The following is a 21,872-nucleotide window of genomic DNA, read 5'->3' as shown; positions in this document are numbered from 1 at the left end:
GACATTACAGGTGCTGAGTGCATTTACCTGCTCAACAACTGCCAAAACTAAAAAAAAAATGTTAATTGATGCGGTGATTATTTCGATAGTAGTGTAAAATCTCTAAAAATTACAAACGGACGTAGCTGGTAGCCTTTTCGTTGAGAATCATATAATTTGGCCTAAAATTCGAAAGGTTCCCTATAATTTGTTTCGAACACTTATTATAATGGTACATGTTTCAGCTAGTTTGAATATTCAGATTTTTGAACAATCAAACTATAACAATCTAAATTTTTTGTTTGAGTGATGAAATTCCGCGTCAGTTGGTAAAGCGCTAAGAAAAATTGGTAAAATTTTAGCTTTATAATTCATTTGCTGCATTAATTTTAATTTTTATCCCTGTTCGTTAAGAAATATTTACCTCATTTGGCAATCCTTTGGTAAAGTGAAAGTTACGATGTTAAAAACAGGGTCGAATTGTTGAAAAGTTTTGAGTTTGTTAATACAAATTTAACATTGGATGTTAAAATGTGTTAAATTTTAATGTCTACATTTGCAGCAATATAATTCCTCTAATTATTATTAACAACAAACAAACATTTAAAAAACAAAGGATGAAAAAATCTTTACTTTTAAGATTAGTATTCGTTATTGTTGCCATGGTAGGTTTATCCTTCAGTGCGATTGCACAGGTTACCACCTCATCAATGACAGGAACAATCAAAGATGCAAAAGGCGCCTTGCCTGGAGCCAGTGTTAAAGCAACACACACACCTACGGGAACGGTTTATTCAGTATCAACAAACGGCGATGGAAGATTTACCATTGGTGGTATGCGTGTTGGCGGACCTTATACTGTTGAAATCAGTTTTGTTGGCTACAGACCGGAAAAAGCTAATGATATTTACTTAAAATTAGGTGAGCCATTTGTGCTGAATCCAGTATTGTCTGATAACAGTTCAACGTTAAATGAGGTTAAAGTAGTAGGCCAAAGCTCAAACAGTGTGCTGAATTCGAACAGAAATGGTACTTCGACAGTTATAACCAAGGCTCAAATTCAAAGCTTACCAACTATTTCACGTAGTGTGAATGATTTAACGCGTTTAACACCACAGGCGAATAATACTTCGATAGGTGGTGGTAACTATCGTTCAAATAACTTTACTGTAGATGGAGCTAACTTCAATAATCAATTTGGTATTGGTCAGAACATTCCTGCGAACGGATCCCCAATTTCAATTGATGCATTAGAGCAGATTTCCATCAATGTAACGCCTTTTGATGTTCGTCAAACTGGTTTTACTGGTGGTTCTGTAACAGCAGTTACGCGTTCAGGTACTAATACTTTTTCTGGAAATGCATTTTATACGATGCGTGGTGACGATCAACAAGGTAAAAGAATTGGAGAATCTTACAGAATCCAATCACTTCAAAAACTTGATGAAAAAAATTATGGCTTTAGTTTAGGCGGTCCAATTGTAAAAGATAAATTGTTTTTCTTTGTGAATTATGAGAAAAAACATACTATACAGCCTGGTACCACTAAAATTGCAGCTACTCCAGGTCAGCCTTTCGGGAGCATCAGTACCGTTGCAAAGCCTACAGCAGATTTCTTGAATAATGTTTCTTCTTATTTAAACTCTCAGTATGGTTATCAAACAGGTCCTTATCAAGGTTATTCTAATATCAGTGATAATGAGAAAATGTTTGCACGTTTAGATTGGAACATTTCTAAGAATCATCGTTTCAGTGTAAGATATAACCAAGTTGAAAGTCAATCACCATCCAACTTAAGTACTTCCACTACAGGTTCTGGTGTTACGTTTGGCGCAACAGCAAACAGGGCTTCTGTTAATGCTTTATCTTTTTTCAACTCCAACTACTATCAGGCAGCCAATTTGTATTCTGGTGTAGCTGAATTAACTTCATCTTTTGGTAGCAAAATAACAAACGTTGCCCGTGCTACTTACTCACATCAGAATGATCCTAGAACTTCTGATAGCTCCCCTTTTCCTTTGGTTGATATATTAGATGGTCCTAATGTTGCTACAACATTCGGCTATGAGCCATTTACTTACGGTAACTTACGTGATGTAAAAGGTTATACGTATAGTGATGATCTAAGTTTAGCTTTAGGTAAACACAATATCACACTAGGTTTACAGGCAGAATTTAGCACCACCAAAAATGGTTTCCAGCGTTTTGGTACAGGCTATTATGTATTTAATTCATGGGCTGATTTCGTAAATAAAGCAAAACCTTCAAACTATGCTGTTACTTATCCATTAACTGCCGACGGTTCACAAGCTTATCCAAGTTTTAAATTCAATCAATATTCTGCTTACTTACAAGATGAATTTACTGTTTCAGATCGTTTAAAATTAACAGCAGGGTTACGGGTTGAACAAGCATCTTATCCTGATGTAAGTGAAGTTAGGACTCATCCATTGGTTGCTGGTTTGAATTTCGCTGGTCAAAACGTTGATACTGGTGTGTTACCAGAAAATAGAATTTCATATTCTCCACGTTTTGGATTTAACTGGAATGTGTTCGGAGACAGATCTTTCCAGGTACGTGGTGGTACCGGTATTTTTACCGGCCGAATTCCATTTGTTTGGATTGTGTCTCAATCAGGTGACGCGGGTTTATTACAATATACTCAAACTTACTCAGGCCAGGCAAATACTCCTTTTTTCAACCCAAGTATTGCTCCTAATTTATTGAGTGCCGCTCCTGCTGCTGGAACATCAATTCCTAGTAGCATTAGTGTAATGTCACCAAATCTGAAGTTTCCACAAACATGGAAATCAAGTTTAGCATTCGATGTAAAATTGCCGTGGGGTATCGTAGGTACTTTGGAAGGTATTTACGGCAGAGATTTAAATGTAGCCGTGGCACAGAATATTAATTTAGTTAATCCAACAAATTTAGCTATCAGTGGTTATGGTGATACCAGACCGATGTTTCCAAGTTCAACATTTGCTAGACAAAATGTTTCTTTAACTTCTGGGGGGCAAGTAGCTACTACTGCCGCTGCTACCAGCTCATCGGGTTTCAACGTAATTCAAATGACAAATGCTAAAGGTGGTTATAACTGGCAAGCAACTGCTCAATTGACGAAACAATTTGAAGGTGGATTGTCTGCAATGGTAGCTTATACCAGATCTGATCAACGCAATTATGGTGATGGTGGCGGAGATCAGTTATTGAACTTGTGGTCTATTCCACAAACATCAAGTAATCCTAACTCACCAACTTTAAGCTATTCTAATAACTTAAACCCAGATAGAATTATAGCAAACATTTCTTACAGAAAAGCCTATTTTGGTAATCTTGCGACTTCGTTCTCTTTGTTCTATGAAGGAAGTCAGCAAGGTCGTTTCTCTTATACCTATAGTTCAGATTTTAACAGAGATGGTCAGTCAGGTAACGATTTAATTTACATTCCAAGAGATGCATCTGACATTACATTTGTTGCTATCCCAACAGGAACGACAGGATATGGAAGAGCTTTTACAGCTCAAGAGCAAAGCGATGCATTTGAGTCTTATATTGCACAAGATGAATATTTGAGTAAACACAGGGGAGAATATGCTAAACGTAATGGCGGTACTTCACCATGGAGAAATCAATTTGATTTTAGGTTAACCCAAGAAGTTTTCAAAAACTTTGGTAATACTAAAAACTCATTCCAGTTCACTGTCGATATCTTTAACGTTGGAAACTTGTTGAGCCGCAAGTGGGGTAATGTAAATTTTGTAAACCAAAGTGCTATCCTAGTTCCTCAAAATGTTTCAGCTATTAACAATACCACTAAACCAACTTTTAGATTAGGTGCTACTAGCAACGATTTAACAAGAACCACCTTTGGAACTTCACAAACGATCTCATCTACTTACTACATGCAATTTGGTGTTCGTTATAACTTTAACTAATACTTAGTTCAAACAATAATTTGTTTAAGCCTCGACTTTTCAGTCGGGGCTTTATTATTTTGTATGTATGTAGTTTTATATGTATCGATATCGTATAACTTGCAGTTTGTGTAATAAAATAACTACTTCATGTAAAAATATTTTTTTTTTAGAGTTGATGATTATTTTTATAATGGAAAACAAAAAAATCATGAAGATTGCGCACTCTTTTGGAAAAAAACTAATTCCTCTTAGAACCTTAATGTATCATCACTATCATTGATTCATCCCTCCAATGTTCTATTATCGCCATACCTAAACTTAAGCGCTTTTATGAGATTTATAATTGTTTATGTGATTGATAAAATTTAAACACTTAAATCATTTTAACATGAAAAAAATTTATTACGCTTTAGCGATTCTATTTTTATTTATTGTTTCTTGTAAAAAAGAACAAACGTTACCCGAAATTATTAATACTTCTGTTTCGGCAGACATCTTGGCTAAACTTAAATCTGCCGGATTTGATACCTCAGAAGGATTAAGCAAATACAAAAATGGCTATCTTGTGGAAGGTGATATTTTTATGACTGTCGAAGACATTAATAAATTAAGCCAGGAATCAAAAATAGAAATACCCTTTAGTTTAACACCTAAAGCTCTTAAGCTTCAGAGTACTGGTCCTATCAGCCATTATCATACTAATAACTTATTAAGTTTCAGCTCATCAAAAAGAACTATAAATATCTATATGGAACCTTCATTCGGAACATATCTTCAAGACTGTTTGGATGCTGCCATTTTAAGATATAATACATTAGATTTAGCACTTGTTTTCAATCGTGTAACAAATGCTTCAGGTGCAGATATTGTAGTTTCAAGCGTTGATTTAGATCCAGCTTTATATGGAAATAATGCTTATCTAATGGCAGCAGGTTTTCCTACGTCAGGAAATCCATATAATCAAATATTTATAAACACTCATTATTTTAACAATAGCAATAATAGGTTGGATGCCACAAGCACTTTATCACACGAAATTGGCCATACAATTGGCCTTAGGCATACAGACTATATGAATAGAGCTTTTAGCTGCAATGCTGTAAAACCAGGAAATAATGAAGGCACTGGCTCTAATGGGGCTAATCATATAGGAGGAACTTCTGTAGGGCCTTCAAGTAATTCTTTCATGCTTGCCTGTTCCGATCAATTTGTTGATAGAACCTTCACAACAGATGATATTATAGCGTTAAAAGCTCTATATCCTTACAGAAAAGATTTTTATATCAAAGAAATATGGACTCTGATATATGACAACTCATATTATACAACATATAATGATTATGATAAGAGATCATATGATATAACTTTAGAATTTTATCAAGATGCTGCGGGTACAATGCCGCTGGTTACATCTAATTTTTTTATATTAAATATATTTTATTATACTGGAGGTGTGGATTCAGTTACAAACATTCTTTTAAATGATGGAATATCTTCATATCATCTGGGAGAATGGACAATTGATAGGGAATGGGAATTTGGAAATCAAACAGTAGATAATACTTCTGGTTTTCAATTAGCTTACTGGTCTAATTCCTATTATGGACACGTTACCTGGTAATGGACTAATTATAGTTTTTGTAAATAAAGCTAATACAAACAATGCAATTTGATATTGTTGCCTTAAGCCAATTGCTTATTATAGTCAGTTGGATGCTATTGAATCTAATTTTACAACATCTTATAAACCTAAAAAGCTTCCAGTCGGAAGCTTTTTAGGTTTATTCTAATATTTGTAATTATTGATAAGTCACTCCATTTTTAAACAGCTCATTCAATACCCCTGCCAATCGAATTCCGCCCATTTCTATTCTTTTGTTTACAATTCCAATATGAGATTGATAATAAGCCTCATCTAACTTATTGTTTTGCTCCACTTCTTCGTAAAGCTTAGAACTGATTTTATAACTTTCAAATAACCAGTCGGTAGGTGTGGCTTTTTGCCATTTTCTTATTTTTGATTTGCGGACATCATCTTTCTCCACCAGTTGGGTGATACTTAAGCCCTGGTGATCTAACAAGCGACTATCCCAAAGGGAATGAAGATTGGTTCCCTTTCCGTCAAACTGCACCTGGATGGTGTTTCCGCCTTTATCTTCAGCCCTGCTTACATGCATGGGTTGGTGTGCATCTCCAACCAGGTGAACAATAAATTTAAGCGCAATTATTTTTTGATTCTTCGTTGCGCCGGAGTCTTTAATAATAGATTCATTTAATGCCAATGCGGTTAAGAGATTTTCGTTTTTAACGGCTTGGATAGCATCTCTAAACTGGCGTCGGCTTAAACCTAAAGGGAGGTTTACAAAATGCCAGCCAGCAGTGTTTTTATATTCGGGTTGGTTGCGCACTTCATCAGCCCAGGAAGCAACATCTGCGAGGCTTTCATTACCTAAAAGCGTTTTAACAGCTGTCTTAGCTTCTTCGGTTAAGTGATTTTCTGCAATGGTGGCTACAGTTTTATGTCCGAAAAATCCCCAGGAGCCGAAGAGGAAAGCAATGCTTATCAATGCAAATGCAATAGTTATTCTTTTCATGCTGCGAAGATATTAACTTGCATTCAATTGTATTTGATGCCTTGTAAATATTACAATTGGTAAAATTCTCGCCAAAGAAAAAGGGCCTTGAATGTAATTCAAAGCCCTCTATAATATTTTAAATTATTTAATGATAAACAAAAGTTCCTTTTTCGCTTTCTATCGTTACCTGCTTCTGATGGCCTCTTTCTACACGGCCAATAATCTGCGCATCAATATTAAAGCTTTTGGAGATTTCAATAATACTTTCTGCAATCTCTTGCGGAACATAAAGCTCCATTCTATGCCCCATATTAAATACCTTATACATTTCTTTCCAATCTGTTCCGGACTGTTCCTGAATCAATTGGAAAAGGGGAGGAATAGGAAATAAGTTATCTTTAATTACATGGATATCATCGTTGATGAAGTGTAACACCTTCGTTTGCGCACCTCCGCTACAATGCACAATGCCGTTTATTTGGCTACGGTAGCTTTCTAAAATCTTTTTAATTACCGGAGCATAAGTACGGGTAGGAGATAAGACCAGTTTCCCTGCCGTAATTTTACCGAAACCTTCCACCTCAACTTCGTCTGTCAATTGCTTCTGACCAGAAAAAACTAAATCGAAAGGTACGGCCGGGTCAAAACTTTCCGGGTAACTATTTGCCACTGATTTTTCGAAAACATCATGACGGGCAGAGGTAAGTCCGTTGGATCCCATTCCGCCATTGTATTCCGTTTCATAGGTTGCTTGTCCGGATGATGCTAATGCCACGATTACATCGCCTGGCTTAATGTTGTCGTTGCTGATCACGTCTGCACGTTTCATCCTGCAGGTAACCGTAGAATCTACAATGATGGTACGTACTAAATCGCCCACATCTGCAGTTTCGCCACCGGTAGAATAGATGGAGATCCCTTGCTCCCGCAAGTCGGCTAAAATTTCTTCTGTGCCATTAATTACAGCAGCAATTACTTCACCGGGAATTAGATTTTTATTACGCCCGATAGTGGAAGATAAAAGGATGTGATCGGTAGCACCAACACAAATTAAATCATCAAGATTCATGATAATCGCATCCTGTGCAATTCCCTTCCAAATCGAGATATCGCCGGTTTCTTTCCAGTATACATAAGCCAGGGAAGATTTTGTACCCGCACCATCAGCATGCATGATGTTACAGTAGTCTTCATCGCCGCTTAAAATATCCGGAATGATTTTGCAGAATGCTTTAGGGAAAATTCCTTTGTCGATATTTTTGATGGCATTATGCACATCTTCTTTGGAGGCTGAAACGCCGCGTTGATTGTACCTGTTATCACTCATGTTGGCGCAAAGATAGCGTTTTAAGCGGAAAGACTAAAGCTAAAAGCAGAAAGGTTAAAGCGAGAAAGATTAAAGCGGAAAGCTAAAAGTGTAACGCTAAAAGACTAAAGCAAAAGCTAAACCAAAGAAAGTGTTCCGGAAGGTCCTGATTAAAACTTCGGCAAAAAGATGGCTTTGAGCCTGATCAAAAATTGTGCTCCACAAAAAAGGGCGTAAAGTAAACCTTACGCCCTATACCTTAAACCTTACGGCTTAAAATCTATTTCATAAATAACAATTCTCTGAATTTTGGTAAAGGCCAAACGCTATCGTCAACAATTTGCTCCAGTTTATCGGCGTGATAACGGATAATGTCGAAGTAAGATTTAACTTTCTCATCATAAGCAATTGCTTTTTCACGGGTATCTTCGATTTTGTTAGTCACTTTACGTTCTTCCAACATCGCATCGATATTAGATTTAACGATATCTAAGTGCTCAGATAATTTCTTCACAATCTCAAGAGAAGATTTGCTTTCGATACCAAGATCTTTTAATCCTTTTACGTTCTCAATTAATGCGTTTTGATAAGCGATTGAAGCAGGAATGATCGCCGTATTCGCAACTTCGCCCATTACACGTGCCTCAATTTGTAATTTCTTGTAGAAATTTTCCAACATGATTTCATGACGGGCATGAATTTCGCGTTTGCTATAGATGTTGGTTGAAGCAAATAAATCTGCTGATTTTTCTGTTAAATAAGCATCTAAAGCTTTAGGGGTAGTTTTGATGTTTGATAAACCACGTGCTGCAGCTTCATCTTCCCACTCCTGGCTATATCCATTACCTTCGAAACGAATTGATTTAGATTCTTTGATGTATTTTTTGATAACCGTTAATAATGCGATATCTTTTTTATCACCTTTTTTGATCAATTTATCAACTTCAGTTTTAAATTTAACCAATTGCTCAGCCATAATCGCGTTTAAGATCGTCATTGGTGCTGAAGAGTTAGCGGATGAACCCACTGCTCTTAACTCAAATTTGTTACCTGTAAATGCGAAAGGAGAGGTACGGTTACGATCTGTATTATCCAGTAAAATTTGTGGAATTTTAGGAATACCTAACCAAAGTGCATTATCTTCTTTGATTTTTTTGCTGATGCGTGAGTGCTCGATTTCATCTAATACATCGTTCAATTGAGAACCTAAGAAGATTGAAATGATTGCAGGTGGCGCTTCATTAGCACCTAAACGGTGATCGTTGCTTACCGACGCAATACTGGCACGTAATAAATCTGCATGCTCGCTAACCGCTTTGATTGTGTTTACAAAGAAAGCCAGGAACATTAAATTGTTTTTAGGCGTTTTACCTGGCGCTAATAAGTTTTTACCAGTATCTGTAATTAACGACCAGTTATTGTGTTTACCAGAACCATTGATGCCGGCATATGGTTTCTCGTGTAATAATACACGGAAGTGGTGACGACGGGCAACTTTTTCCATCAAATCCATCAATAACTGATTGTGATCGATTGCCAGGTTGATTTCTTCATAAATAGGCGCACACTCAAATTGAGATGGAGCAACCTCGTTGTGACGGGTTTTTAATGGAATCCCTAATTTTAAAGCTTCATTTTCGAAATCTACCATGTAAGTGAAAACACGTTCAGGGATTGATCCAAAATAATGATCTTCTAACTGCTGTCCTTTAGCAGACATGTGTCCGAATAAAGTACGGCCGGTTAATAATAAATCCGGACGGGCGTTAAATAACGATTCATCCACTAAGAAATATTCTTGCTCGATACCTAAAGATGCGTTTACTTTCGTGATGCTTTTATCAAAATACTGGCAAACATCTACAGCAGCTTTATCAAGTGCAGATAATGCTTTTAATAATGGTGCTTTATAATCTAGTGCTTCACCAGTGTAGGATACAAAAACAGTTGGGATACAAAGCGTTTTTCCAGCTTTGCTTTCCATAATGAATGCAGGAGAAGAAGGATCCCAGGCAGTATAGCCACGTGCTTCGAAAGTATTACGAATACCTCCGTTAGGGAAACTCGATGCATCCGGCTCTTGCTGAACCAATGCGCTACCAGCAAATTTCTCGATTGCACCATCGCCACTTGGCTCAAAAAATGAATCGTGTTTTTCTGCTGTTGTACCTGTTAAAGGCTGAAACCAATGCGTGTAGTGCGTTGCACCAGCGCTCATTGCCCAGGCTTTCATTGCTGTAGCAATCTGGTTAGCGTCGTCAGAATTAATTAGTTCACCCTGGTTGATGGAGGAGATTAATTTTTCATACACGTCTTTAGATAAGAAATCTCTCATTTTTTTCTTATCAAATACATTAGCGCCAAAAAAGTCAGAAATTTTTGCTGATGGTGATTTAACTTCTGGTGAAATTCTGTTTTGAGCCTCTTTTAATGCGATGGTTCTTAAGCTTTTCATTAATTTGTTATGTTTTTTGTCAAAAATAGGATATTTTATTAATTTTTATAAAACAATCGTAAGAAATATATCAATTTTATTGAAAATGAAATAAAAAAATGTTTTTGAGATGGAAAATTTCATTTTTGGTAAAGAAAGCATATTTTTTGAATGTTTTATGGAATTGGTGATTTTGATACATCATCCTTAAAACCCTAAAATTATGTTCAATTCATCAATCAATGTATACAAAACCGAGTGGCTCGATCTTGTATTTGCAGACCGCAACAAATCTTATGGCGCTTATGAACTGCGGTCAAAATCTTCTAAAATCATGACGAAAGCCTTGCTGGTATCTGCCAGTGTATTTCTATTCGCCGGCTTTGCTCCGCTGGCCTATAGTAAAATGTTTCCAGGTGTAGTTGAGGTTGCTACTCCTCCTAAAGTGGTTGTGCTTGATAATGTAATTCATCAGATGGATACGCCCGAACCGGAGAGAAAGAATGAACCTGCAAAAGCTGATCCTGTAAAAGTGAAAACAATTGCCGTGTCTTCAAATATAGTGGTGGTGGATAAAAAAGAACTTCCTGAACCACCAAGCATTAAAGATATGCAGGATGCCGTGATTAGTGATAAAACTCAGGATGGTGACGTTAAACCAAATCTTGTAATTAACAGTAAAGTAGTACCAGGTAATGGTGATGGGCTCACTAAGGGCGACGAAGCCGGAGATTCGAATGCAATTATCGAAGGAATGGGGGTTGATGAATATCCTGAATTTACGGGGGGTATGAAAGCTTTTACTAAATATATGGAACGCAATTTACGTTACCCTTCGCAGGCACAGGATGATGGTGTTCAAGGTAAAGTGTTCGTCAGTTTTGTGGTCGAAAAAGATGGGTCTATTACCGATGTTAAAGTGCTTAGGGGAATAGGTTTTGGCTGTGATGAGGAAGCCGTAAAAGTGATCAGAAAATCACCTTTGTGGAAACCTGGAAAGAATAAAGGCAGGCCTGTTCGCGTAAGGTATAATATGCCGATTAATTTCCAGATGATGTAAGTTAGGCCAATCATTTGAATCGATAAATCTCCCCGAAGAATCGTGTTGCTGAACTTGTTTCAGGATCTTAAGGGAAAAATGAGGTTCAGGCTAAGTAATTTGAATTGATAAATCTCCCGGAAGAGTCGTCCTCCTGAACTTGTTTCAGGATCTTATCCGGAGAAAATGTGAATCAGCCCGTATTTATTTAATGCTCAAAATAGATGGGGAATAGTGAGGTAGGATGTAAACAAAAGGCTTGAGCGAAAACTCAAGCCTTTGTTTTATAAATCTTATTAAGAACCTTCGCCCTTATGCCTTGTTACCCTCAGCCTTACTTTCCACCCATTTTCTGGCGTTAACAAATGCTTCCATCCATGGCGAAACTTCATCTTTTCTGCCTGCCGGATAATTCGCCCAATGCCATTGAAACAATGAACGTTCGATGTGTGGCATCATCACCAAATGGCGACCGGTTTCATCACACATCATTGCGGTGTTGTAATCAGAACCATTCGGGCTGGCAGGATAAGTTTCGTAAGCATATTTGGCTACAATTTTATATTGATCTTCCGCATATGGTAATGAGAATCTTCCTTCGCCATGCGATACCCAAACACCTAAGGTACTGCCCGCCAGCGTAGATAACATCACTGAATTGTTTTCCTGCAGCGTTAACGAGGTAAAAATACTCTCATGTTTGCCACTTTTGTTGTGCAACATTTTCGGTTTGTCTTCATGGTTCTTGTTAATTAAACCAAGCTCAACAAATAACTGGCAGCCATTACAGATCCCAACAGATAAGGTATCCGGACGGGCAAAAAATTTCTCTAAAGCTACTCTTGCTTTTTCATTGTATAAAAATGCGCCGGCCCAACCTTTTGCCGATCCCAAAACATCAGAATTCGAGAAGCCACCAACGGCACCAATAAACTGAATATCTTCCAGCGTTTCTCTGCCGCTAATTAAATCCGTCATGTGTACATCTTTCACATCAAAACCCGCCAAATACATTGCGTTTGCAAGTTCGCGTTCAGAATTACTTCCTTTTTCACGGATAATTGCCGCTTTCGGACGAGCTTTAGACGAATCAATTACGGGTTTCTTTCCATCGAATGTTAATGGGAAGCTATATTTTAAAACGTGATTTTTATAATTGTCATAACGTTCTTTCGCTAAACCATTCGCGGTTTGTTTGCTATCTAATAAATAGGAAGTTTTAAACCAAACATCACGAAGGTGATCAATCCCGAAGCTGAAATTAGCTTCAGCATTTTTAATTTCCAGCGTAGCTGATGAACTTACTTCGCCAATTTTATGGAACGTTACACCATTGTCTGTCAAAGTATTTTCAACGGAAGCATCTGCCTGGAAAACCAAAGCAATGTTTTCGGCAAATAATAATTTGATAATATCTTGTTCAGCCAATGCAGATAAGTCTATTGATGCGCCTAAATCGCGGTCAGCGAAGCACATTTCCAATAAGGTAGTAATTAAACCACCGCTACCGATATCGTGTCCGGCCTGAATTTTACCCTCTTTAATTAACTGTTGGATGGTATTAAAGGCTTTCGAGAATTGAACCGGATTTTTAACATCAGGTGTTTCAGTACCGATTTTATTTAAAATCTGTGCGAAAGATGAGCCACCTAACTTGTAACCATCATTAGAAAGGTTGATGTAATAAATAGCACCACCATCTTTTTGAAGCACTGGTTCTACCACCTTTGTAATATCATCGCAATTACCGCCGGCAGAAATAATCACTGTTCCAGGGGCAATTACATCGCCATCCTTATATTTTTGCTTCATCGATAACGAATCTTTTCCTGTCGGGATGTTGATTCCTAAATCGATTGCAAAATCAGAACAGGCTTTAACTGCAGCATATAAACGGGCATCTTCACCTTCATTTTTACAGGCCCACATCCAGTTGGCAGAAAGCGAAACGCTTTTTAAACCATCTTTTAAAGGGGCCCAGACAATGTTTGATAACGATTCTGCAATTGCATTTCTGCTACCGGCAGCCGGATCAATCAAAGCAGAAAGCGGTGCATGTCCAACTGATGTGGCAACGCCCTCTTTTCCCTGAAAATCGAGCGCCATTACGCCACAGTTATTTAACGGCAACTGCAACGGACCTGCAGTTTGTTGTTTCGCTACACGGCCACCCACGCAACGGTCTACCTTATTGGTTAACCAATCTTTGGATGCAACAGCCTCTAATTGTAAAACCTGCTCTAAATACGTGTTTAATTGTGATTGATCATAAGTGATTGCATCATATTTCCGGTCGATGGTTTGATCTTCCATCACTATTTTTGGAGAACTGCCAAACATATCTTTCAATTCTAAATCCATTGGCTTAATGCCAGATGTTTCAGATTTGAAAGTAAAACGATGATCGCCGGTTACTTTTCCAACAGTGTACATTGGTGAACGCTCCCGGTCGGCAATTTTTTGTAAAGTTTCGATATGCTCATTCCCGATTACCAATCCCATTCTCTCCTGAGATTCGTTACCGATGATCTCTTTGGCAGATAGGGTAGGATCGCCAACCGGCAATTTGTCCAGGTTAATTAAACCGCCGGTTTCTTCTACCAGCTCTGATAAACAGTTTAAGTGACCACCTGCACCGTGATCGTGAATAGAGATAATGGAGTTGTGCTCGCTTTCTACCATGCCACGAACAGCATTTGCCGCACGTTTTTGCATTTCCGGGTTGGATCTTTGGATGGCATTTAATTCAATGCCAGATCCATGCTGACCAGTATCTGCAGAAGAAACTGCAGCACCACCCATCCCGATTCTATAATTTTCACCACCTAAAATCACGATGTTATCGCCTTCCTGTGGTTTTAATTTTTGCGCCTGACTTGCCTTTCCGTAACCGATACCACCGGCAAGCATGATTACTTTATCGAAACCTAACTTCCTCGAGTTCTCCTCATGTTCAAAAGTTAAAACGGATCCGGTAATTAACGGCTGACCGAATTTATTTCCGAAATCTGTCGCACCGTTTGATGCTTTGATCAGGATATCCATTGGGGTTTGGTACAGCCATGCTCTTTCTTCTACACCTTTTTCCCAGGGACGATTTTCTTCCAAACGAGATAGCGCTGTCATGTAAACAGCCGTTCCTGCTAAAGGTAAAGAACCTTGTCCGCCAGCTAACCGGTCTCTAATCTCACCACCAGACCCAGTTGCAGCCCCATTAAATGGCTCTACGGTAGTGGGGAAGTTGTGCGTTTCTGCCTTTAAAGAAATTACAGAATCGAAATCGCTTGTGGTATAAAAATCAGGAATGTCAGCACGTTTAGGTGCAAACTGCTGAACGGTTGGGCCTTTAATAAAAGCCACATTGTCTTTATATGCAGAAACAATATCGTTTGGATGTGCTTCTGATGTTTTACGGATTAATTTAAAAAGTGAAGTTGGCTGTTCTACACCATCAATCACAAAAGTTCCGTTAAAAATTTTATGGCGACAGTGTTCTGAATTTACCTGAGAGAAACCAAAAACTTCAGAATCTGTTAAAGGCCTTCCTAAATTTTTAGCTAAAGTATTTAAATAATCAACCTCTTCATCACTTAAGGATAAGCCTTCTTGTTTATTGTAAGCACCAATATCAGTGATTTCTAAAATGGGTTCAGGTTTGATGTCGATAGTATAAACATCCTGATCCAGCTGCTCATATTTTTGCGAGATCATGGGGTCGTAATCAGAAAAATCCTGAACCACTTTAGCGAATTCCTCGATTCTGATGATTCCCTGCATGTCCATGTTTTGGGTAATCTCTACAGCATTGGTACTCCAGGGGGTAATCATTGCTGCTCTCGGCCCTACAAAGAAGCCACTTAAAGCCGTTTCTGTAGTGATTTTGGCACCGCCAAATAACCATTCAAGTTTAGTAATATCATTGGTAGTGAGCGTTTTGTCTGTTTGTAATACAAAAACCGCCTGCGATTGACTAAGGAAGAAATGAATCATGCTTTTTTTTTGAAAGTGCAAATTTAGCTTTTTTAAATTTAAGGATAGAATGAATGGGAAATAGAATTGATGAATGTTGAATGATTGAATGTCAAATTTGGATATATTAATTAGGATGAATATGATTTGATGGGTTTGTAACGTCATGTTTATTACTCACATTACTTAATGTTTTTACTATCGCTCATGCCCATGCTGGGATGAATTCTTATTACACGCCCTTTCCCTTTCAACGGAAAGGTGTCGTTAGTTGGATAGGGATTGCTATATAAAACTTTAAGGGGAACTCCCCTCCTGATTTAGGAGGGGTGGGGGTGGTTATTTTACTTCAATTGCCCTATACCTTCTTTTCACCAAGTTATTCAGGGCGTTGCGAAGAATCCCTGCGGCTTAATTACCAGCTTCATTTAGCATTGAACTGAGTTTCTTGATTTCTCTCCGCTGCGCTGGCTTGCCGCGGCTGGCCGCCGAAGGGCTTTTACTTTTTTGCTTGATCAAAAAAGTAACAAAAAAATCAAGGCTTGGACCTGATGTTGGATAAATTCGTTAAAGCTTTATTTCGGCAGCACAAGCACCCGATGAAAAATCGGGAGAGGACGCGCTGCCTCGGGTTGTGGGTAATGAAAGATTGTGGTTTAAGCTTTAACGTTTTCTCCTTCCATCATTTCCGAGGCCGGATATCAAGGTGGCAATAGCAAGGTTCAACTTTGGATTTATACGGTTCTTGATGTTAGTAGGGGCTATGTTGCAATAGGTTGTAATAGTATGAACTGTGGGTTAAAACGGTCGTCTCCTGAACTTGATTCAGGACCTGTTTCTTATGCGAAAAATCGTTGCGAACTGAAGTGGAGGTTGAGTGAGGGCGTGAAGCAATCTTTTTTAATATTCATCGCTCGTCTTCCTGAACTTGATTCAGGACCTTTCTTTTTAATAAATGCTGTTCTTTTACCCTTGTGCTGCGATAAATCCTTATTACACGCCCTTTCCCTTTCAGGGGAAAGGTGCCGACAGGTGGATAAGGGTTTATGTGTCCAAAAATCATCATCACCTAACTATTCTTTCGTCTTCTTTATTTTTTCTGCAACTTTGCCTTTAACATTTACGCAGTCTTACATTCAAAATTTCACCCTTATGTTCAAACGAATCCACCATATAGCCATCATTTGTTCGGATTATGAAAAGTCAAAAGATTTTTATGTGAACCAGTTAGGTTTTACGGTTTTGGCAGAGGTTTTTAGGGAAGAGCGGAATTCTTATAAACTCGATCTGGCCATCAACGGACTTTACCAAATTGAATTGTTCTCCTTCGAAAATCCACCAGTTCGCCCTTCCAGGCCAGAAGCACAAGGTTTAAGGCACCTGGCTTTTGAAGTTGATGACATTGAAGCAGAAATAAATCGTTTGAATGCCTGTGGAATAATCAGCGAACCCATCAGGATTGATGAATTTACCGGGAAAAGATTTACTTTTTTTGCTGATCCGGATGGTTTGCCGCTGGAATTGTACGAAGTATAAAATGAGTATTTTTAAATTTAAGCAGTTCGAGGTCGACCAGACTGGCTGTGCCATGAAAATCAATACGGATGGGGTTCTGATTGGTGCCATCGCATCGCATCACCAACCTAAACGTGGTTTAGATATTGGAACCGGAACCGGAGTCATATCAATGATATTGGCGCAACGCTATCCTCAGCTATCTGTTCATGCGGTTGAAATCGATGCACAGGCTGCCGAAACAGCGGGGAAAAATTTTGAGCACTCAGATTTCAACAGCCGTTTGAGCATAAGTCATATGGCTATTGAACATTTTGAAACAGCTGATAAGTTTGATCTGATCGTTTCTAACCCACCGTTTTTTGTTAATGATTTAAAAAATGAGGAGGTAAGGAAGGGAATTGCCCGTCATGCTGACGATGAATTTTTTGAAATGCTGATTGGTAAGGCAAACGAATTATTAGCCACACAGGGCCGGTTTTGGTTAATTCTTCCGGTTAAACAAGCCAACGAAGTGATTGCGTTGGCATTAATTCGTCAGCTTAAGCTGGTGGAAAGAATAAACCTTCACTCGGATGCGCAAAAACCTACTTTTAGGCAGATTATATGTTTAACCAAAGAAGAGTCAGAATTTAGAGAAACGGATTTCAATATTTATGAATCATTGAAAGTTCATAGCCAAGCTTATAAGTTGCTGCTGAAGGATTTTTTTCTGGCCTTTTGATGGCGTGAAGGATGATAAGATCGTACATAGAAAATCAATGATCACATTTGCTGGCTGAGCGCTGAAAAAATTGACTCAGCTTCTTTTTCTAATAAATAGTTAAACTAAATATAGCTGCTGGCGTTTGTAGATATTCAGCACAATTAAATTCACAACATGAGAAAAATAGGCTTAATTTCAGATACACATGGTTACCTGGATGATGCTGTTTTTAAACACTTTGATCAGGTAGATGAAATCTGGCATGCAGGCGATTTCGGACCCGATGTGGCTGAACCGCTGGCTGCCTTCAAGCCCTTACGGGGAGTGTTTGGAAACATCGATGATGCGGAGATTCGCTCAGAATTTCCCGAGAAAAATCGATTTAGCTGTGAGTTGGTAGATGTTTGGATGACCCATATTGGCGGTTATCCCGGGAGGTATTCAACTGGTGTTAAGCCGGAAATTTACACTAACCCTCCTAAATTATTCATTACCGGGCACTCGCATATTTTAAAAGTCATGTTCGATGAAAAAATAAAATGCCTGCATATAAACCCTGGTGCAGCCGGAAAACATGGCTGGCACAAAGTGAGAACACTGATTAGATTTTGCATTTCTGAAGAAAATATTCATACCTTAGAAGTTATAGAATTATCAGGTAGATAATGTAAAATATACACTAAGTATGGGTTTTGGCGTAGTCACACTAGGGCAATTTATTATAGAAAAACAAGCAGATTTTCCCTACGCAAAGGGAGAACTTTCCAGGTTGCTTCGGGATATCGCAATCGCGGCAAAAATTGTAAACAGGGAAATAAATAAAGCTGGTTTGGTTGATATGATCGGCCATGTGGGAACGATTAATATACAAGGTGAGAAACAAAAGAAACTTGATGTTTATGCCGATCAGCAATTTATTGCTGCGCTAACCAGTGGGGGCGAATGTTGTATCATCGCAACAGAAGAAGAAGAAGAAATTATTCATATTGATTCTCCTGTTTCTATCAATGCTAAATATATCGTTTGTATTGATCCAATGGATGGTTCATCCAATACCGATGTAAATGTGGCAGTAGGAACGGTTTTTTCTATCTATCGTCGGAAATCATCAGAGGGAAGAGCAACTATTGATGATGTTTTACAGAAAGGTACTGAACAGGTTGCCGCAGGGTATATCATTTATGGCTCCTCAACCATGTTGGTTTATACCACCGGAAAAGGCGTGAACGGATTTACTTTAGATCCGTCAATTGGTGAGTTTTGCCTTTCGCACCCGGAAATGAAAATTCCGGAGACGGGTATAACCTACTCTATTAATGAAGGAAATTATGTGCACTTCCCGGAAGGAGTAAAAAAATACATTAAATATTGCCAGGTGGAAGATGAAAGTTCTGAACGGCCTTATACCTCGCGTTACATTGGTTCTATGGTGGGTGATATTCACAGAAGCCTGATTAACGGTGGAATTTATATTTACCCAACCACCTCGCGGTCGCCGGAAGGTAAATTGCGCTTGCTTTATGAATGTAACCCGATGGCTTTTATTATAGAGCAGGCCGGGGGCAAGGCCAGCACCGGTTTTGAAAGGATTTTAGAAATACAACCTACTGAAGTTCACCAACGCGTTCCAATATTTATAGGGTCTATCAAGATGGTGGAAAAAGCCGAAGAATTGATGTTACATTATACTAAACCTCTACTCAAAACCGAAATGCTGGAGGCAAAATTAAAGGGTTTAGGCGTAATCGGCGGACTGGATTAATTTAGAACTGCTTGCTAAATGATTGATAAGTTATACAAAGCTTTGTGAAGACATACAGCTTTGTTAATGTATCTCCATGTTTCATAAAACCAATTCAAATCTAAACTTTTAAACAACGATTTTTATAATGTAAAACGACCAAGGTACTGGCTGTCTGATTGGCTACTGCGATCAGCAGCCACAAAACCAATATAAAGGTCTGCCTTTTTCCCGGTAAGCCGTGGATTTATTTCAACGGTAGCCTTTCCCTCACTTCTATATGCGCTATCAAAAATTTTAGTCACTGCATAATGATTTTCAAAATCATACAAAAGAACTAAAAGCTGATCACTCCTGGTGAGATAGTTCACACTATCGGTTTTCCAAAAGATATTTAGATTGTCATCATGGAATGCAATCTGAGGATCAATTGCAGGTTGCAGATCTCCTCCGCTAATTTTAAGACGACCGGGCTCGATGTAAAAGCCAGAATCACCTTGCATAATCGCATTTTTTCGCGTGTAGGAAACAGCGGCCCTAAAGCCGCCCGTTTTAGTATAATAATTTTTAAATCCTACTTTCAGCAAGTCGATAAAAGGAGCCAGGTATTTTTGGACTATCCCAAATTTTTCCTGATTTTCCAATTCTTTTTTGGTGAAAGGTTTGGATCGCTGCGGCCTGGCCCTAAGGATATATTGATCGCCCAGCCGTACACCAACTACCGGACCTACTTTGCCGGAAAGACCTCCGAGAATTCCATTTTTAATAGTTGCCATAAGTTTATATTCATTCAGCATAAATATAACAACTTTGAGGAATAATAACAATGGTCTATACGAGGTATCTGCCTGGTTTTAATGGGGTTAAAAACCTTATGTTGACCGTGTAATGACCCTGTTTACACCCTGTTATCACCTAGTTTACCAGATCGAATCTATCAACATTCAATCGCATTCTGAGTAACTGTACAACCGTAAATAAGATTTTAGTTAATCATTGCTGCTTAGTTTATCCAGAAAATAAGGAATGATCATTTACAATAGCTTTTTTCGCTCGGCTTCGAATGCGATATCTATCGCCAGGTTTTGTTTGTCTTGCGAAGCCAATACTGCCAGGCGATCGCAACGTTCATTTTCAGGATGTGCGTTATGCCCTTTAATCCACACGAATTTTACCTGGTGCAGTTTGTAAAGCTCGAGGAACCTGATCCAAAGATCTTTGTTCTTTTTATCTTTGAAATTCTTGGTTACCCAACCAAAAAGCCATTTTTTCTCTACCGCATCCACCACGTACTTTGAATCGGAGAAGACTGTTACCTGCTGGTTAAGGCTCTTCAATGCTTCAAGACCTTTTATTACAGCAAGTAATTCCATGCGGTTATTGGTGGTCATTCTAAAACCACCACTTAACTCTTTATAATGTTGTCCGGCTCTTAAAATAGTTCCCCAACCACCTGGTCCGGGGTTTCCGCTGGCTGCCCCGTCTGTATAAATCTCGATCATAAACGTGGTAAAGTTATGTTTTTAGGTTTAAAGTAGGCGGTTTTAAGTGTTGGTGAAAAAATATTTTAAATTCAAATAATTGAATAATAACGAATTAAAAAAATGTTGCGGAATTTCGGAAAAAAATATTTGCAGGGAATGGTAAAAATCGTACTTTTGTGACACTAAAAAATACGGTGGTTGTAGCTCAGTTGGTTAGAGTATTGGTTTGTGGTGCCGAGGGTCGTGGGTTCGAGCCCCATCAGCCACCCAAAAGTCCTTTAAGATTATCTTAAAGGACTTTTTCATTTTTAGGCATTTTTTAAATCATCCCCATATTGCAAGCAAGACGCCGTTTCTTGGTTCGAGCCACGCTGGGCTTGCACCTAGTGAAAGATCAGCGTTTAAGTACTATTTGGAGCTGTTTTGTAATTCTACTCATGGAATTACTCACTGTTTTTTTAATACGTTTTAGCTGCAATTGCTATAGTTAAATATACAATTAATCTCTGATAAAATCAATGTGATATTATTAATTGACGCGTTTTTTCAAAAATTTTGAAACCATGGTTAGTTATGTATATTTGAGAAGGAGCCACAATTTTATAAAATAACAAATCAAGATGGAGGGAACTGAAAATCAAATATCTAAAGACAAAAATATACTCATTGTTTTGTTTGAAAAGAAAGAGCTACACTTAGATATTAGCTATCTAATTGAGAATTTCTGCGGAAAGGTAGTGAATTCACTCCCGGAAGCACCGTCCACAATAGGTAAAAGACTCTATATCTGTGGAGACCTGAGCGACATCAAGTTGGATAAAATACAAACATATATTATAAGAGAATTTTCAAGTAATTATAATAATTTGGTCAATGATGACAGTATACATGTTGTTGAACTTGGAGAAGTTCCTATTATAGTTAATAATGCCGGGGTTTATTTTAGAAGTTTATTTCATGGTGATTATTTTTATAACATTAAAACTGAGCATGAATTTCAGGAATTAACGGAATCTACAAAGGAGTCAAAATCATTTAGAAAAGGAATATATCTGACGGAGATTTTGAAAGAAGAAACAAGTGAGAACGATGAAATACTCCATTTTAGACTATTGAGATGCTCAAGTGGATAAACCGCTTCAAATTGACCCCTCTTCACCACTTTAAAAAGCCCCCCTTAGCCGAGTTAATTTAATAAGGTCC

Annotated in this window: 14 protein-coding genes and 1 tRNA gene; 9 read left to right on the top strand and 6 right to left on the bottom strand. The window is 38.1% G+C overall.

All coding sequences use genetic code 11. The features are described 5' to 3' along the window. Positions 1-596: 596 nt before the first annotated feature. Together GJU39_RS19610 and GJU39_RS19605 are read left to right on the top strand one after the other, a co-directional pair. Positions 597-3,917: a TonB-dependent receptor gene (locus GJU39_RS19610; RefSeq protein WP_154282701.1), complete on the top strand. Its 3,321-nt coding sequence runs from the start codon at positions 597-599 to the stop codon at positions 3,915-3,917. 370 nt (positions 3,918-4,287) lie between these two features. Then, the gene (locus tag GJU39_RS19605; RefSeq protein ID WP_154282700.1) at positions 4,288-5,520 is read left to right on the top strand and encodes a M57 family metalloprotease; all 1,233 of its coding nucleotides are present in this window, start codon (positions 4,288-4,290) and stop codon (positions 5,518-5,520) included. Positions 5,521-5,698: 178 nt separating this feature from the next. On the opposite strand, the gene GJU39_RS19600 is transcribed toward GJU39_RS19605, so the two are convergent. The 3 genes from GJU39_RS19600 to GJU39_RS19590 form a co-directional block, all read right to left on the bottom strand. Further along, positions 5,699-6,493, bottom strand: a complete 795-nt coding sequence (locus GJU39_RS19600; RefSeq protein WP_154282699.1) for a S1/P1 nuclease — start codon at positions 6,491-6,493, stop codon at positions 5,699-5,701. Between the two features lie 127 nt (positions 6,494-6,620). Beyond that, positions 6,621-7,802: an AIR synthase related protein gene (locus GJU39_RS19595; RefSeq protein ID WP_154282698.1), complete on the bottom strand. Its 1,182-nt coding sequence runs from the start codon at positions 7,800-7,802 to the stop codon at positions 6,621-6,623. Between the two features lie 259 nt (positions 7,803-8,061). Beyond that, positions 8,062-10,236 carry a glutamine synthetase III family protein gene (locus tag GJU39_RS19590; protein WP_154282697.1) on the bottom strand — a complete coding sequence of 725 codons (2,175 nt, stop codon included), beginning with the start codon at positions 10,234-10,236 and terminating at the stop codon, positions 8,062-8,064. A gap of 202 nt (positions 10,237-10,438) precedes the next feature. Here GJU39_RS19590 and GJU39_RS19585 point away from each other — a divergent pair, with 202 nt between their 5' ends. Beyond that, on the top strand, positions 10,439-11,275 hold the full coding sequence (locus tag GJU39_RS19585; RefSeq protein ID WP_154282696.1) for an energy transducer TonB: 837 nt from the start codon (positions 10,439-10,441) through the stop codon (positions 11,273-11,275). A 291-nt stretch (positions 11,276-11,566) separates the two neighbouring features. On the opposite strand, the gene purL is transcribed toward GJU39_RS19585, so the two are convergent. Beyond that, on the bottom strand, positions 11,567-15,391 hold the full coding sequence (gene purL / locus GJU39_RS19580) for a phosphoribosylformylglycinamidine synthase (RefSeq protein ID WP_280790420.1): 3,825 nt from the start codon (positions 15,389-15,391) through the stop codon (positions 11,567-11,569). Positions 15,392-16,375: 984 nt separating this feature from the next. Here purL and gloA2 point away from each other — a divergent pair. The 4 genes from gloA2 to fbp all read left to right on the top strand — a co-directional run bounded on the left by gloA2 (position 16,376) and on the right by fbp (position 19,206). Next, positions 16,376-16,759: an SMU1112c/YaeR family gloxylase I-like metalloprotein gene (gene gloA2, locus GJU39_RS19575; protein ID WP_154282694.1), complete on the top strand. Its 384-nt coding sequence runs from the start codon at positions 16,376-16,378 to the stop codon at positions 16,757-16,759. A gap of 1 nt (position 16,760) precedes the next feature. Further along, entirely contained in the window at positions 16,761-17,462 is a 702-nt protein-coding gene (locus GJU39_RS19570) for a tRNA1(Val) (adenine(37)-N6)-methyltransferase (protein WP_154282693.1), read from the top strand. A 156-nt stretch (positions 17,463-17,618) separates the two neighbouring features. After that, complete coding sequence (locus tag GJU39_RS19565) at positions 17,619-18,110, top strand: metallophosphoesterase family protein (RefSeq protein WP_154282692.1); 492 nt, start codon at positions 17,619-17,621, stop codon at positions 18,108-18,110. 19 nt (positions 18,111-18,129) lie between these two features. Then, positions 18,130-19,206: a class 1 fructose-bisphosphatase gene (gene fbp / locus GJU39_RS19560; RefSeq protein WP_154282691.1), complete on the top strand. Its 1,077-nt coding sequence runs from the start codon at positions 18,130-18,132 to the stop codon at positions 19,204-19,206. A gap of 122 nt (positions 19,207-19,328) precedes the next feature. On the opposite strand, the gene GJU39_RS19555 is transcribed toward fbp, so the two are convergent. Continuing rightward, positions 19,329-19,961 carry a DUF6266 family protein gene (locus GJU39_RS19555; protein ID WP_154282690.1) on the bottom strand — a complete coding sequence of 211 codons (633 nt, stop codon included), beginning with the start codon at positions 19,959-19,961 and terminating at the stop codon, positions 19,329-19,331. Between the two features lie 258 nt (positions 19,962-20,219). Next, positions 20,220-20,687 carry a ribonuclease HI gene (rnhA, locus tag GJU39_RS19550; RefSeq protein ID WP_154282689.1) on the bottom strand — a complete coding sequence of 156 codons (468 nt, stop codon included), beginning with the start codon at positions 20,685-20,687 and terminating at the stop codon, positions 20,220-20,222. 176 nt (positions 20,688-20,863) lie between these two features. Between rnhA and GJU39_RS19545 the strand changes: the two genes are divergently transcribed. Beyond that, positions 20,864-20,937, top strand: a tRNA-His gene (locus GJU39_RS19545). Between the two features lie 352 nt (positions 20,938-21,289). After that, entirely contained in the window at positions 21,290-21,802 is a 513-nt protein-coding gene (locus tag GJU39_RS19540) for a hypothetical protein (protein WP_154282688.1), read from the top strand. Positions 21,803-21,872: the final 70 nt, after the last annotated feature.

Origin of the sequence: Pedobacter petrophilus, from assembly GCF_009674725.1 — a bacterium.
Classification (GTDB): Bacteria; Bacteroidota; Bacteroidia; order Sphingobacteriales; family Sphingobacteriaceae; genus Pedobacter; species Pedobacter petrophilus.
Note: the sequence above shows the minus strand (reverse complement) of the source record. Positions and strands in the feature narration are given on the sequence as shown.

Bases quoted from the DNA above. Each gene is read 5' to 3' on its own strand.
- GJU39_RS19610 (WP_154282701.1), top strand. From the start codon at position 597: ATGAAAAAATCTTTACTTTTAAGATTAGTATTCGTTATTGTTGCCATG.
- GJU39_RS19605 (WP_154282700.1), top strand. From the start codon at position 4,288: ATGAAAAAAATTTATTACGCTTTAGCGATTCTATTTTTATTTATTGTT.
- GJU39_RS19600 (WP_154282699.1), bottom strand. From the start codon at position 6,493: ATGAAAAGAATAACTATTGCATTTGCATTGATAAGCATTGCTTTCCTC.
- GJU39_RS19595 (WP_154282698.1), bottom strand. From the start codon at position 7,802: ATGAGTGATAACAGGTACAATCAACGCGGCGTTTCAGCCTCCAAAGAA.
- GJU39_RS19590 (WP_154282697.1), bottom strand. From the start codon at position 10,236: ATGAAAAGCTTAAGAACCATCGCATTAAAAGAGGCTCAAAACAGAATT.
- GJU39_RS19585 (WP_154282696.1), top strand. From the start codon at position 10,439: ATGTTCAATTCATCAATCAATGTATACAAAACCGAGTGGCTCGATCTT.
- purL (WP_280790420.1), bottom strand. From the start codon at position 15,391: ATGACGTTACAAACCCATCAAATCATATTCATCCTAATTAATATATCC.
- gloA2 (WP_154282694.1), top strand. From the start codon at position 16,376: ATGTTCAAACGAATCCACCATATAGCCATCATTTGTTCGGATTATGAA.
- GJU39_RS19570 (WP_154282693.1), top strand. From the start codon at position 16,761: ATGAGTATTTTTAAATTTAAGCAGTTCGAGGTCGACCAGACTGGCTGT.
- GJU39_RS19565 (WP_154282692.1), top strand. From the start codon at position 17,619: ATGAGAAAAATAGGCTTAATTTCAGATACACATGGTTACCTGGATGAT.
- fbp (WP_154282691.1), top strand. From the start codon at position 18,130: ATGGGTTTTGGCGTAGTCACACTAGGGCAATTTATTATAGAAAAACAA.
- GJU39_RS19555 (WP_154282690.1), bottom strand. From the start codon at position 19,961: ATGGCAACTATTAAAAATGGAATTCTCGGAGGTCTTTCCGGCAAAGTA.
- rnhA (WP_154282689.1), bottom strand. From the start codon at position 20,687: ATGATCGAGATTTATACAGACGGGGCAGCCAGCGGAAACCCCGGACCA.
- GJU39_RS19540 (WP_154282688.1), top strand. From the start codon at position 21,290: ATGGAGGGAACTGAAAATCAAATATCTAAAGACAAAAATATACTCATT.